We start from the raw sequence: 13,609 nt of genomic DNA, 5'->3' as shown, positions 1-13,609 counted from the left end.
TTCGAACCCCCCTTTTTTAGATTTTTTTGCGGAGATTGTTAAATATCTTTTTAAGTCTATTTCGAATCGCCGCTTCACTGACACATTCCTCGGCTGCAATATCCACGTAGGTGCGTCCTTCATAAAAAACTTTTTGGATTAAGGATTTTTGCTGCGGCTGCAGGGTATCAATCGCTGATCTTAGTTTTGACAAACGATCTTCGTGCTCATCAGCGTCAATTGACTGAATAAGGCATGCCAGCGGGTTGGGTTCCGGGTCAATCAGATATGGATTGTGGTCGGCAACGTCTTCATCACTTGCCACCTGGTATGATTCGAGATGGACTGGAGCATGGTAGTCTTCTCTGCGTTTCGCATCGACTTCCTGATCATCCCAATCGTGGAGCATATTAATCAGTGCATTGGTCACTCCATTTTCGCCGGGGTTTATTTCAATTTTCATCCCTCCGGCTGGGTAATAGGTGTAGCTTGGCCGATTCTTCTCTGGGGTTTTAAACTTTCTCATTAAAGTTTCCTTGCCTTTCCCCTGGATGGTTGGGCGACAAGGATACAAGAAGAGCCGGTGCACTGGTACGCACCGACTCTGATACCTAAAAATGGCATAGTAAAGAACGGTGGGTACATCAGTAGCTTGTCCACAGCTAAGCTGTGTTCAAGACTCTTGATGTATCCCGCCGCCTTAATGCGCATCTCAGGCTTTGAGATAATTTTTATGAGAAGACTAATTCTCCGGATTTTTTCGTTCAAGACAAAATTTAACTTGTCGAACTATTTATTATCATTTCGAGTGTAAATTTCTGTAGTTTCGAATTTTTTTATTTTTTTGTGATATAATAGTATCTAAAATGTGTCAATTTACACTTTTTCATTCGATAAAATAAAAAATCCTCAGAGGTTTTTCTTCTCTAAGGATTAATTTATAGTTACTTAAGTTACTTGCAATAGTTACTGTCGCTTACTTCAGTTACTTTGCTTACTGATAACAGAAACGAGGGAGCATATGGCTAACGACTCTGTACCTTACCTTTGCGGTGGCATTTTTTTTGCCTTGTTGATACAGGTAAAATACGAGGGTACTGCTAGTGATAAGGTAAATAATCGATATAATGGAATTTCAGATCCTGTACTGATGGCAAACTTGATACGCGTTGTAACCGGAATACTCCCTGATTCAACCAGAGGTCCTTTTAGAAAATCTGTATCCGAGTACAGAAATTGTCTGATTAATGGTGGTAAAAATGTACCATTCGATCAAACTCCTGTTATTTTTGGTTTCGATGATAGCTTTAAGAACAGGTACATTTCTGTCCTTAATCGAATGATTGATCTTACAGACTCATGTATTTTTTCTGAGAATCCCGGGCGCATGGTCTGGCTTGTTAAATCACTGCTGGCTGTAATCGAAAAAGATTCCTCAATCGCAGACTCTGATGTATTCTACATTTATAAAAATGAAATTGCCATGACCAAGGCTGAGATCATTAATTGTACTGCCTTTGAATTACAGCCTTTCCTGCTTGGTGTCCTACATTATCTAATTACTAGGCCCACCAAAAACAAACACGGCAAACCCACTTATGATGCCTTTTACCCTACCCGTGATACCTATTTAGTAGGCACCTTTGATGACGGCATTATTTCAGACATTGAACGCCGTATCTCAGTCACTAATCTGCAAAAAGAAAAAGAGCCTGTTGCAGATACGCAACAGACTCAAACCGATTTTTCAACTCCAGATATGGATGCGATTGACGATGAAAGAGCCGACACTTCCTCTACAAAAATTGTAAATCAGTATATCAATAACCCCACCGTTGTGAATCAATACGGGGAGAATAATATTCATATTGATTATGTAGAAAATCTGAAAATATGATGGGAGTAATTTGAATGAAGAATGAATTAGAAAACTTCACTGCCACTAAGGCAGCTTCTACTGTGGTAAATCAAACCGGTGAAAAAAACGTTCATGTCGATTATGCAAAAAATGTTACCCAGCAAATAATTTTAAACTTCCCTTATGTACAGCAACTACCAGGCGGAATGTTAAAACCAACCTCTCGAAAAATCAATCAAAACTTCTATAACCTTTTCGTAATCGGTGGTGAAATCTTCGAACAAAATCACTTTGTCATTTCAAGCGAGCGATCACTTTGTCGTGGCTACTCATCAGAAGATTTGCGAAACCAATATGCATCGCTTTCAGCACAAGCCATCCAAGAAATTAAAACCTTCCCTTCGCTTTTTATGCCAGAGGCAGATCATTACAAGGCCAAAGCCGGTGACGAGCAACAAGCCATATTTGGTTTTGTTGATGATGTCCGTAAACAGGAAAATGGGATTAAAATCAAATGCCAACTCGTATGGCCAATACCAATGCAACAAATCAGTGACATTGGTTTTAACCTTGGTATGAAAGATATGGATAGGGCCATCACTGAAATGAACCATACCCACTGGGCAATTAAACGCATCAACCTAATTGAGGAACTAACCGATGCCAATATCAGCCTGATGGGCTTAAATCAATAAGGAGGCCTTTATGCGAGAAAAAATACCTTCCGAAATTACGGAGCTTTCACTTAACGATACGACCTATAAAGGTTGCTGTGTTTCGATTCAGCCCACGCTTGTAAATTTTTTCTTTGGCAACAACGGAACTGGAAAATCGACCATTGGCAAAGCAATAAAAATTGATAATGGTGTATGCTGGAAGCCTGGTAAATCTGCATCTGATTATACCGTCCAAGTATACAACCAGGATTTCATCAATGCCAACTTTCATACTTACCATAATTTGCCGGGAGTTTTTACGGTTAATGAAATAAACTTTCTTACCCAACAACAAGTTGAGGAAAAAACTGCTGAAAAAATTAAATCCTCTGCCGCTTTCAATAAAGCGATTGAAGATGAAACCCAAAAAAAAGCTGATTTAGAGCAGGTTTTTATTAACTTTCAAAAATCCTGTTGGGATAAAACCTCCGATTTACGTACTACTTTCAAAAAAGCACTATCTGGTAAAATGAAAGCGAAACTTTTTGCTGAGGCAGTACTTGAAATAAAGAATAAGAAAGATCACAACCTGGAAACTCTTAAACGTTTATATGATACAACCTATTCAGCGGATGCAAAAAAATATAATTTGTTCAATCCAATAGCAGACCCGGCCATTCTTGATAACCTTTCAGGAAGGCACATTCTTACTGAATCTATCGTAAGTAGTTCAGATACACCGTTTGCCCAGTTTGTCAAAGCAATCAATGCGACAACCTGGGTCCAACAAGGCCATGAAATTTATAATTCCCCTCCAGACGACAAGTGCCCTTATTGTCAGCAAAAATTACCAGATAGCTTTGAAGAGGATATTAAGGCCTGTTTTGACACACAATATCAAGACTCGATCAAAACCGTTTCTGATTTTCACACCGCATACAGGAATGAAGCCAACACGCTATTTATACCTTTGCAATCAATACCTCAGGAAATATACCCCGAAATTGACCTTACCGTTTACAATGATAAGCTGGCTGCCCTGAAAGGTTTAATTGCCTCAAATATTCAACTCATTGATGAAAAAAAATCTGATCCTTCAAAAGTTGTCGAAATTGAGGACACTACCACGCTGCTCCAGGAAATTTCTCAGATTATTACTGGATTTAATAATCTAATCAATGAGAATAACTCAGTCTTTGCTGAAAAACCAAAGAAGCAAGCGGAGTGCAAAACCTTTGTGTGGGAATTGATTGCCTTTATTCTTAAGGATGAAATTGCACACTATACCGCCAGTAAACGCACCCTAGAAAAAGAAATCCAATCCCTTACTGCCGAGATTTTAAAGCACCAGGCAACTGTTGTCAGTCTTGGTAAGGAAATTGCGGAACTTAACAAAAATATCGTAAACACCCTTACGACCATTGATAATGTTAATACTTTGCTTCGAGATTCCGGCTTTCAGGGATTCAGCCTAAGGGAAAAAGAAGACACCCCTAATGTTTATGAAGTGATTCGCCCCGATGAATCTATTGCTGAAAACCTCAGCGAAGGCGAGCGGAATTTCATTGCTTTCCTCTACTTCTATCATCTTGTCAAAGGCAGTGAAAGCGCTGACGGTGGCCAACTTGATCGCATTGTGGTCATCGACGACCCGGTTTCCAGCATGGACAGTAGTTCTTTGTTCATCGTCAGTGCCTTAGTCCGTGAAATGATAGAAATCTGTGAAAACAATGCCGTAGGCGGTGATCCTGTCGCGAAGGGTAGATTTATCAAGCAGATTTTCATTCTCACTCATAATACCTATTTCCACCGCGAAATCACCTACAACAAAGTAAAGCACTATTTATATATCAACTTCTACCTGATCAGCAAAGTCGACAATAAATCGTCAATTCGTCTCTGTGCTAAAACGAACCCGGATGTTCAAACCGAGCGGATCAATTATAACCCGGTTCAAAACTCCTATGCTTCTTTGTGGCAGGAATATAAAATGGTCACCTCACCGATTCCACTGATGAACGTTATCCGCCGAATCCTGGAATATTATTTTCTGCAATTGTGTGGATATGACGGTGCCGTTCTTCGCAAAACTATTTTAAGTAATGATAATAAAAATAATTTCATTTCTGTTGATGCAAATGGTAAAGAAGATTATACCCAATATCAAATGGCTTCAGCAATGCTCTCCTACATCAGTGCAAATGCGCTCGGCTTCAACGACGGAATCAATTATGTCGATGAATGTATTGATATCAGGCAGAGCCGTGAAACCTTCAAGATGATCTTTGATCTGATGGATCAAGGTCAGCATTATAAAATGATGATGGGTGCATAGAAAAATTGAATTTTGGAGAGATTATAAAAAGCCAACCACTGGACCGCTGCAGGTAGTGTTCCAAAGCCTTGAGCCGCCATTCTGTGACTTTCATTAGCGGTTATTCCAGCATCACTATTATATAAACTGCTAAATCCGATAATTTAAAAAAGAATTAAAAAAATAGCCACATAACCCGTAAACCCTTTAAAATCAGGGTTTAAAAGGTTATGTGGCACTTGTTTCACGCTTTTCGGGTTATCCCCAAGCGAATGTTTTGGTGAAATAGTGGCATATCGAAAAGTTTACCTTTCGAAGCTGTCTGCCGAGATCAAATCTTGACAGATCCCAAATTATATTATATCGATTCCAGAATTTCATTTTTCCAATTTGGATGGAATCCGGATAGAAAAATTATTTTGTCAAAATTCACAGATTTAAATTTCTCGCGATATATACTAAATAAAGTATCTATATTGTCAATAAAGCTTATATACTCTTCTTTCTGCGTAACCAATTTCAAAACAGCCACAAGAGCAAACAGGTCACTTTTTTCTATTTTTTCCTGATTGATCGCTTCAGATTTGAAATACTTTGTGAATAGGGTTGATTTAAGCTTTGTATTTAGTTTAAACAAAAATAGTATTTCTTCATGGGCGCATACATTCCTGAACAGATTAACGGCTTTTACTATTTGGGCCATTTCACTAGTGTCGACTTTCTCATTGGAATCATATTCTTTTTTGAAATCACTGCTAAATCCTTTAGCAATTTTCGCTCTTATTTTTTCGTCAATGGCCGAGTAAAAATATGACATATTCCCAATTGTTAGGCTATTTACTAGTACCCATAAAGGAACACATTTATGATTTTCAATGTAGTGGCTGATGTATACACTTTTTGCTCTACTGCCATTAGTATTCTTGTTCAACTCACTAGAGAGTACAGAGATATTTTTCAATACCTTAGTAAGGTCCTCTTTTTTCTGAGAATAGTTCCCTACGTTTAGATATGCATATGAGTCTCTATATTCATCTGAGAAATTGTATGCACACGATGTTTTGAAATGGGTTTCAAATTTCAGCAATACACCTAACAATAACATCCTCAGGTCCCTATCGTAACAATATAAGCTATATAGTTCTTCAAATCTACAACCTTCAACATATTCTTCCGGTTGAAGTAATGCCCCTCCAAGATCTCTTTTCAAAAATGGCTTTTTATATCCATTGACTACATTATAGTAGTTTTCTTTGGAAAGTATACTCTTCGCAAAATCGACATCATCTACAATGAGTTTTCTAGATTTAAGTTTTTCTACTTGCTCGTCTAAAGTATGAAATGGTTTCAAAACAACATCCCCTAAATGAAAATAGCCTCACCGCGGACGGTTAAGGCTTGATCTGTGTCTTTATTGTATCTCAACAACTGATAAAATACAATAACTTTTTTAAGAAACTTTTGAAATAATTCTTAATTAAAGAAAGGACAGCATTATGAGATGATGATGGAAGCATAGAGAAAACTGTCATATCCAGGGGCAGCTAAATAAATTAGCCACATAACCCATAAACCTTTTAATATCAAGGCTTTACGGTTATGTGGCGCTAATTTAATGTATCTACCCTATCAAACTATGGGATTTTTCACGTAAGACCCAGGCGCAGTTACCATTTCGAGAAGTGGTAAAGATCCAACCATCCTAGTGAGCGAAATTCAACTATTTCACGAGTTGCTTTGTGTAAGGTAGAAGTTTTTCTAGTTCATCAACAATACGCTTCTGTTCATTTAACGGAGGCAATGGAAGAATTGTGTTAGCAATGTCTCTCATAACCCAATTTTTATTACCCACGCCTCTGGTATTTTCCCTAGCTTGAATCTGTACAACAGGGGCTTTTATAGCATACATAAAATATTTATTAAAAATCAAATCTGTATTAAATTTTAAAAGTGCAACACTAACGAATAGACTGAACTCTTGATCGCTATCTACAATTACGGGTATCCCTGTAGTTCCTACTTTTGTTAAGAGAATATCATCTCTTTCAGGATTACACCTTTTATATAAAGAGTCATGTTCTTCTTGAGAGATAAATTTGGTATTGGAGAAATCCATCTTACCTCCACTTACATCTTTAACAGATATAAACGGAACTCCAGTAACAGTGTACTTAGGGGTGCTGTGGGTACCGTCAGTTAATTTATTTAGCAGATTACCCAACCTAACCCACTTCCAATTCTCCGGAATATCAAATGGAATCTCATCCTCTGTAATCTCGGGAAGCGCCTTGGTCTTTTTAATCTTGCCTTCCTCAATCAGTTTTTTCTTCTCTTCTTGAATCTGCTGATAAAGTTCTTCTGCCGTTCCATCTTCTTTTCGCTGCGCAACCAGCTTACCTTGGATGGCATATTGCAAAATCGACTTTTGCATATCTTCCGGGAATTTTTTATTCAGCTCCACAACTTCAGAATAGGCTACATCGTATTTTTCGACATAAGGCATCAGTTCTTCGATCTTTGCCACGATACGTTTTTGTTCTTCGAGTGGGGGGAGGGGGAATACAGCTAATTGACCGTCCGTCGTTCCTAGCCTTGGCATCTTTACTCCATAAGAACACTTTACAGTGTAGTTAATGAAATAGGGACTCATAAGAACGATTTGAGCATATCTGTCAAATATATTCATTCCAAAGTCTAGAGGTAATATTTCTGAAGTAGAATAACCATCTTCATCAGCAATAACAACCTTATTCAAATATGGACGCAATTTACTATACAATACATTTCCAGTATTAAAGATATGTTTGCTGCTATTAGATTTTACATCCTTCATTCTTTTTTTATTCAATATTCTCCCAGTATCTTTTTCTATATCCTCCAAATCAAGAAGCCATGCTTCTTTGGGAATCTTTGTTGCGGGAATAGAATTACATTTTCCATAATTACATAATTCCCCTAACCTAACCCATTCCCAACTATCGGGAATATCAAATGGAATCTCATCTTCCTTGATTGCTGGCAGAGCCTTCTGCTTTTTAATCTTACCTTCCTGAATCAGCTGTTTCTTCTCAGCCGCTATCTTCTCTAATAATTCCTTAGCAGTACCCTCTTCTACCTTTTGTTCGACCAGTTTTCCCTGTATCGCAAGCTGAAGAATACTGTTCTTTAAGTCCTGTGCCTTCATTAATTAACACCAAGCATTGAAGTAATCTGTTCTAACACATGATCAATTTCATCATTCAGTGATGCCCGCTTTTCTTGATATACTTGAATCAAATCCATTGGCTCAAGAATCACTTCTTCTTCATGAGGAAATCCACATAGATCGATGTTGTAGCTTCTTTCGATGATTTCGCTGGTCGTATAGCACTTTGCCTTGGGGAAACCATCGACTTCGATTTCTTCCCGGTTATCCCACCACGCCAGGGCCGCACCAAAATGTTCCAGCTTCATCGGTCTGGTTTTGGAGAAGTTCTTATAGCCTTCCGGCATATCCATGCGGTAGAACCAGGTTTCTTTGGTCGGTTCGGTATTGTCAAAAAACAGGATATTGGTTCGAATCGATGTATAAGGGGCAAAAACGCTGTGCGGCATTCTGACCACGGTGTGAAGATTAAATTCACCGAACAACTTCTTCTTGATATTAAACTTCGCATTATCGGTTCCAAACAGGAAGCCATCGGGAATGATCACGGCGCATCGGCCATTTTTCTTAAGTCGATACATAATCACATTCATAAAAAGATCAGCCGTTTCTGAACTTCTGAGTTCCGTCGGGAAGTTGGACTTGACGCTGTCTTTTTCACTGCCGCCATAGGGCGGATTCATTAAAATCACATCGAACGGTTCCATCTTCCGCATATCTTTGTAGTCCATCTCCAGGGCATTACCGTGCAGGATATTGGGATCATCGATATCATGAATTAACATATTGGTAACGCAAAGCATATGTGGCAGCGCCTTCTTTTCAATCCCATAAACAGATTTATTGTAGATTTCCCGGTTCTCAAGGGAATTCTCCACTTGCCTTTCCAGCGCCTGTAAAGCTGACGTTAAAAACCCGCCGGTACCACAGGCGAAGTCGCCGATTTTTTCACCCAAGACTGGCTTAACAACTTTCACCATAAAGTCTGTCACTGCTCTTGGGGTGTAGAACTCACCGGCATTTCCGGCGCTTTGCAGATCCTTCAGGAAGGATTCATAGATGGTTCCAAACTCATGGCGTTCCTTATATTCGGTGAAGTCAATCTCATCAATGACATTGACCACTTGTCTTAGCAGGACACCGTCTTTCTGATAGTTATTGGCATCCTCAAAGGCATAACGGACAATGACTTGACTCATGGGGGTTTCTTCATCAATTTCCAGATTCTTCAGGGTTGGGAAAAGGGTGTTGTTGACAAAGTCCAGGAGGGCATCGCCAGTTAAGGCTTCCCCATCTTTTCGATCGACGGCCCAATCTCGCCACTTGAGTCCAGCTGGGATAATGGACGTGTAATGATCATGATAAAGCTCCCAGGCTTCTTCTTTTGCATCGTATATTTTTAAGAATAGAATCCATACGATTTGTTCAATCCGCTGGGCGTCCCCGTTGACACCGGAGTCATTTCGCATCACATCTTGAATTCTCTTTACAAAGTTACCAATTGCCATTTTTTATTTACCTGCCTTATCTATTTATGCGTAATATATCTCGTTTTCTAATTCCTGGACGGCCTTTTGATAGGCTTCTTTGCCACCAAAGGCTTTGACAATTTTCATCGGACTGCCGATCTTGGCAAACTCTTCCAGCTGCAGTACCTTTGTTTCTTCAATCTCTTTAATGCCATCATTGGCATACTTATCCAGGAGGGCGGCAATCACTTGTTCGGCGACATCCGAATATTTGTATAGATAATGCCTTTTCTTCACATTCGCTGCCCGTTCTTGTTTTGTCAGCGGTTTTTTATCATAAGCAATGTGACAAATAAGATCAAAGTCATCCAGCTCCGTTTTACCCAATTCCTGTCTGACAGCCTCAAGCAGCACCCCATCATCTTGAAGTTCATCAATGATGGCCTGTTTTTTCTCAGCGGCTGTCCAGCTGCGAAGAAACTGATCCAAACGGGCATACTGCTGGAGGATGTTTTTTCTGGTGTAGTCAATCAGGCTTTCGGTAATCAGTTTCCCGTCTTTATCGACATACTGAATCCGTTCTGAAAGAACCTTAACAACAACATCGCCGACATAATATTTTCGCGGCTTGTCGTCACCGTCATCATTAAAGGGCGGCGTATCGCCGGTGCTGTAGCCGGCCGGATCTTCTTTGAACCCATCGTTGCCGGCATCTTGTCCAGAATCATATTCAGTTTCATCTTCAGTTCCCGGATCATCGACGGGATCACCTGGTCCAAGGTCAATGACCACTTCTGGTTCGCCATCAAAGGCCGGATCAGCAAATAGTCGGCTGGCATTACGGAAGTCCATGATGCTAAAGTAGGTCTTGCCATAGTCTTCTAAAAGGCGTGTGCCCCTACCGATGATCTGCTTAAATTCGGTCATGCTGTTGATGTTGTTTTCCAGCACGATCAGTTTACACATTTTAGCATCGACACCGGTGGTCATCAGTTTGCTGGTGATGGCGATGACCGGATAGGTACTTTCTTCATCGATGAAATTCTCCAGCTGGGCCTTGCCGATATCATTGTCCCCGGTAATGCGCATAATATAGCGGTCATTTTGGGTGTATAAATCTTTATTTTCATTGATGAGTGCCTGGCGCATGCGTTCGGCGTGTTCAATGTCCACACAAAATACGATCGTCTTGCTGAAGCGGTCTGTTTTTTTGAGAAATTCTGTGATTTTCGATGCCACCACGCGGGTACGGTCATCAATAACTAATTTCCGGTCAAAATCTTTAGCATTGTATTCCCGGTCTTCAATCTCATAGCCATGCTTATCCACTTTGCCGGCTTCTGGCCGATAGCCTTCAAGGTCACGATCCAGACCAATGCGGATCACTTTATAAGGGGCCAGGAAACCATCATCAATGCCTTGTTTGAGGGAGTATTCATAAATCGGCTCGCCAAAATAAGTGGAGCTCGATGCTTCTTTTGTTTCAATGGGTGTGGCAGTACAGCCGACATGGGTAGCTGATGAAAAGTAGTCCAGTATTTTTCGCCACGCGGATTCTTCTTTGGCGCTGCCGCGATGGCACTCATCAATCACGATCAGGTCAAAGAAGTTCGGCTTGAACTGCAAAAAAGCCTCTTCGCCGTCATCGCCGGCCAGCTGCTGATAAAGGGCCAGATAGATTTCATAGGAGCTGTCCAGGTTTCTATTTTGCACCTTGGTCATTTTTCCACCAAAGGGTTTGAAATCCCCAGAAATGGTCTGGTCAATCAGGACATTCCGATCGGCCAGAAACAGAATTTTTTTCTTAAGACCGCTTTTCCATAAACGGTAAATAATCTGGAAAGTCATATAGGTCTTCCCGGTTCCGGTGGCGCTGACCACCAGTATCCGTTCTCTCCCCTTGGCTACGGCATCGACGGTACGGTTGATCGCTACCCGCTGGTAGTATCTGGGGGTTTTGTAATTCGGGATATAGTAATAAGGCTCAAGCATGACTTTTTCTTCTGCCACACTGATGCCTTTATCGATTCGATAACGCTTGTATAAGTCCTCCGGTGACGGAAACGCTGCTAAAGCAAGCTGTTTCACTTCACCGGTGATTAAGTTCTGTTCCACAAAGCCATCACCATTGGATGCATAGACATAATCAATATCTAAGGCTTTGGCATAGTCAATCGCTTGCTGCAGTCCAGCACCGACGGCATGATTATTGTCCTTGGCTTCGACAATGGCTAATGGAAAATTGTTCTTGTAGAAAAGAACATAATCCGCCCGTTTCTGTTTGCCCCTGGCCGTGATATTGCCACGCAGGATAATCCGACCGGCGGTAAAGGCATACTCTAACCTTACTTGCTTTTTAATATCCCATCCAGCGTTAGTAATCGCTGGTGTTATGTATCTGGCTTTGATATCTTCTTCTGACAATTGTCTTTTCCCCATGAATTTCTTCCTTTCCAAGGATACAAAATATCGTTATGAATAGTATAACATAGCGCTAAACGAAACAGGCAGAAAAACTTACATTATTGTTAGGTTTTCATATGATAGAAGATTATTCAAAAAAATAAACACCAAACAGAAAAAGCCACCTCATTACAAGGTGGCCGTTATTGTATCAAAATCTATATTCTAGTTTGTAAAATCAATGCTGTCTACACAACCTATCCAAAAATAATCCCGTCAACTCAACCTGACCATTGATATTTTCTCGATTATCGATATTTAAAGGGATTCTGGCAGATTGGTTATATTCAAAAATCTTTAAACCCCGCAATTACCTATGTTTCGGGCTTTTCAGCGGTTTATTTCTAAACCCGTGACATCAATACTACCGTCTCAACGTGTCCCGTTCCCGGGAATAAATCCACTGGCTGAACCGCCTTAATTGCATAACCGGCATCAGTCATAAATTTAAGATCTCTAGCCAGGGTTGAAGGGTTACAGGAAACATAGATAATCCGGGGAGTTCCAAGGTCATTGATGGCTGTCAGCAGCGATTCTTCACAACCTTTACGAGGTGGGTCTAGAATGATTAGGTCCGGTTTGACGCCTTCTTCTTTGATAATCTTGAGCATCTCATCTTCTGCTCTGCCCAGATGGAAGCTGGCGTTTTCAATTTGATTTAAACCAGCGTTTTCGCGCGCATCAAGAATAGCATCACCCACGCTTTCAATCCCAATCACTTGTTTGGCTTGAGCCGCCAGATAAAGACCGATGGTGCCAGTACCGCAATAAAGATCAAAAACCGTTTCAGTACCTTTCAAATCGGCAAAAGCTTTAATCGTATCATAGAGCTTAACGGTTTGTTTGGAATTCACCTGGAAAAATGAGTTAGGTGAAATCGAAAAACTGAGATCTCCGATCTGTTCAACTAAGCGGGCAGCACCATGAACACAAAGGCTTTTTCGGCCCAGAATGACGTTGCCTTTCTCGCGGTTGATATTCACGTAAATGCTTTTAACATTAGGAATACCTGCCAGTATGCCTTCTACAATGGCTTGACGCTGACTTAAATCTTTCCCGTTGATGATCAGGGTGATCATATTCTCGCCCTGAAGGTTCGTGCGCTGAAGCACACCCCGGACATAGCCCTTATGGGTACGTTCATCATAAATACTTAAATTCAGATCCTTTATCAGAGCATTGATGGTTTTAATTGCATCCGCTGCCGATTCAGGCTGGTTTAGACAATCTTGAATATGAACCAGGTTGTGGGATTTTTTCGCATAGAAACCCATACCTTTATTGTCCAGTTTAAACTGGGCTTTATTTCGATATCGCTGCGGATCTTCCATACCAACTATGGGGCTAACTTCAATTTCCTTTAGTCCCCCAATACGTTGGAGTGCATCCTTTACCATCTTAGACTTCGCCCGTAGCTGACCATCATAACACATATGCAGGATCTGACAGCCCCCACATTCTTCAAAGTATGGACAGGCAGGAGTCACCCGTTCGGGTGAAGACTGGTTAATGGACAGAAGTTTACCCTGAGCATAAGTTTTTTTTACATTTTTAATTTCCACTTCCAACACATCTCCGGGGAGGCCGCCTTCAACAAACACAATCATGTTGTCAAGTCGTCCCACCCCTTCGCCGCTATGGGTAATGTCCATTATTTCCATGGTATACTTCTCGCCAACTTTAATCTGGTTGTTTGTTTCGTTCATTCTTACTTCCTTAATTTTC

At 40.5% G+C, this 13,609-nt stretch carries 9 protein-coding genes; 3 read left to right on the top strand and 6 right to left on the bottom strand.

Annotated elements, in window-relative coordinates; all coding sequences use genetic code 11:
• Window positions 1-16 precede the first annotated feature (16 nt).
• Window positions 17-505 (bottom strand): RNA polymerase sigma factor, encoded by a 489-nt coding sequence (locus ACIZ62_RS08540; protein WP_414151719.1) that lies wholly within the window; start codon window positions 503-505, stop codon window positions 17-19.
• Between the two features lie 495 nt (window positions 506-1,000).
• On the opposite strand from ACIZ62_RS08540, the gene ACIZ62_RS08535 reads away from it, so the two are divergent.
• Genes ACIZ62_RS08535 through ACIZ62_RS08525 form a run of 3 tightly spaced genes read left to right on the top strand, consistent with a single transcriptional unit; the run spans window position 1,001 to window position 4,828 of the window.
• The gene (locus tag ACIZ62_RS08535; RefSeq protein WP_286945782.1) at window positions 1,001-1,876 is read left to right on the top strand and encodes a hypothetical protein; all 876 of its coding nucleotides are present in this window, start codon (window positions 1,001-1,003) and stop codon (window positions 1,874-1,876) included.
• A gap of 14 nt (window positions 1,877-1,890) precedes the next feature.
• Window positions 1,891-2,532, top strand: coding sequence for a hypothetical protein (locus ACIZ62_RS08530; protein WP_414151718.1), 642 nt, complete (start codon window positions 1,891-1,893; stop codon window positions 2,530-2,532).
• 10 nt (window positions 2,533-2,542) lie between these two features.
• The gene (locus ACIZ62_RS08525) at window positions 2,543-4,828 is read left to right on the top strand and encodes an AAA family ATPase (protein ID WP_414151717.1); all 2,286 of its coding nucleotides are present in this window, start codon (window positions 2,543-2,545) and stop codon (window positions 4,826-4,828) included.
• A gap of 337 nt (window positions 4,829-5,165) precedes the next feature.
• Here ACIZ62_RS08525 and ACIZ62_RS08520 read toward each other — a convergent pair whose 3' ends face one another.
• The 5 genes from ACIZ62_RS08520 to rlmD all read right to left on the bottom strand — a co-directional run bounded on the left by ACIZ62_RS08520 (window position 5,166) and on the right by rlmD (window position 13,590).
• Complete coding sequence (locus tag ACIZ62_RS08520; RefSeq protein ID WP_286945777.1) at window positions 5,166-6,158, bottom strand: Abi family protein; 993 nt, start codon at window positions 6,156-6,158, stop codon at window positions 5,166-5,168.
• Window positions 6,159-6,527: 369 nt separating this feature from the next.
• Entirely contained in the window at window positions 6,528-7,991 is a 1,464-nt protein-coding gene (locus ACIZ62_RS08515) for a restriction endonuclease subunit S (RefSeq protein WP_414151716.1), read from the bottom strand.
• Window positions 7,991-9,460 (bottom strand): N-6 DNA methylase, encoded by a 1,470-nt coding sequence (locus ACIZ62_RS08510; RefSeq protein ID WP_414151715.1) that lies wholly within the window; start codon window positions 9,458-9,460, stop codon window positions 7,991-7,993. Before ACIZ62_RS08510 ends, ACIZ62_RS08515 begins: the two co-directional genes overlap by 1 nt.
• Window positions 9,461-9,484: 24 nt before the next feature.
• Complete coding sequence (gene hsdR / locus ACIZ62_RS08505; RefSeq protein ID WP_414151714.1) at window positions 9,485-11,860, bottom strand: EcoAI/FtnUII family type I restriction enzme subunit R; 2,376 nt, start codon at window positions 11,858-11,860, stop codon at window positions 9,485-9,487.
• Between the two features lie 368 nt (window positions 11,861-12,228).
• A complete protein-coding gene (gene rlmD / locus ACIZ62_RS08500; RefSeq protein WP_414151713.1) occupies window positions 12,229-13,590 on the bottom strand; it encodes a 23S rRNA (uracil(1939)-C(5))-methyltransferase RlmD in 1,362 nt (453 codons plus the stop codon).
• Window positions 13,591-13,609: the final 19 nt, after the last annotated feature.

The organism is Acetobacterium carbinolicum (assembly GCF_047456275.1).
GTDB lineage: Bacteria > Bacillota > Clostridia > Eubacteriales > Eubacteriaceae > Acetobacterium > Acetobacterium carbinolicum.
This window is presented reverse-complemented; position numbering and strand designations above follow the sequence as displayed.

Excerpts from the sequence above, each read along its gene's own strand:
- ACIZ62_RS08540 (WP_414151719.1), bottom strand. The coding sequence starts at position 505 with ATGAGAAAGTTTAAAACCCCAGAGAAGAATCGGCCAAGCTACACCTAT.
- ACIZ62_RS08535 (WP_286945782.1), top strand. The coding sequence starts at position 1,001 with ATGGCTAACGACTCTGTACCTTACCTTTGCGGTGGCATTTTTTTTGCC.
- ACIZ62_RS08530 (WP_414151718.1), top strand. The coding sequence starts at position 1,891 with ATGAAGAATGAATTAGAAAACTTCACTGCCACTAAGGCAGCTTCTACT.
- ACIZ62_RS08525 (WP_414151717.1), top strand. The coding sequence starts at position 2,543 with ATGCGAGAAAAAATACCTTCCGAAATTACGGAGCTTTCACTTAACGAT.
- ACIZ62_RS08515 (WP_414151716.1), bottom strand. The coding sequence starts at position 7,991 with ATGAAGGCACAGGACTTAAAGAACAGTATTCTTCAGCTTGCGATACAG.
- ACIZ62_RS08510 (WP_414151715.1), bottom strand. The coding sequence starts at position 9,460 with ATGGCAATTGGTAACTTTGTAAAGAGAATTCAAGATGTGATGCGAAAT.
- hsdR (WP_414151714.1), bottom strand. The coding sequence starts at position 11,860 with ATGGGGAAAAGACAATTGTCAGAAGAAGATATCAAAGCCAGATACATA.
- rlmD (WP_414151713.1), bottom strand. The coding sequence starts at position 13,590 with ATGAACGAAACAAACAACCAGATTAAAGTTGGCGAGAAGTATACCATG.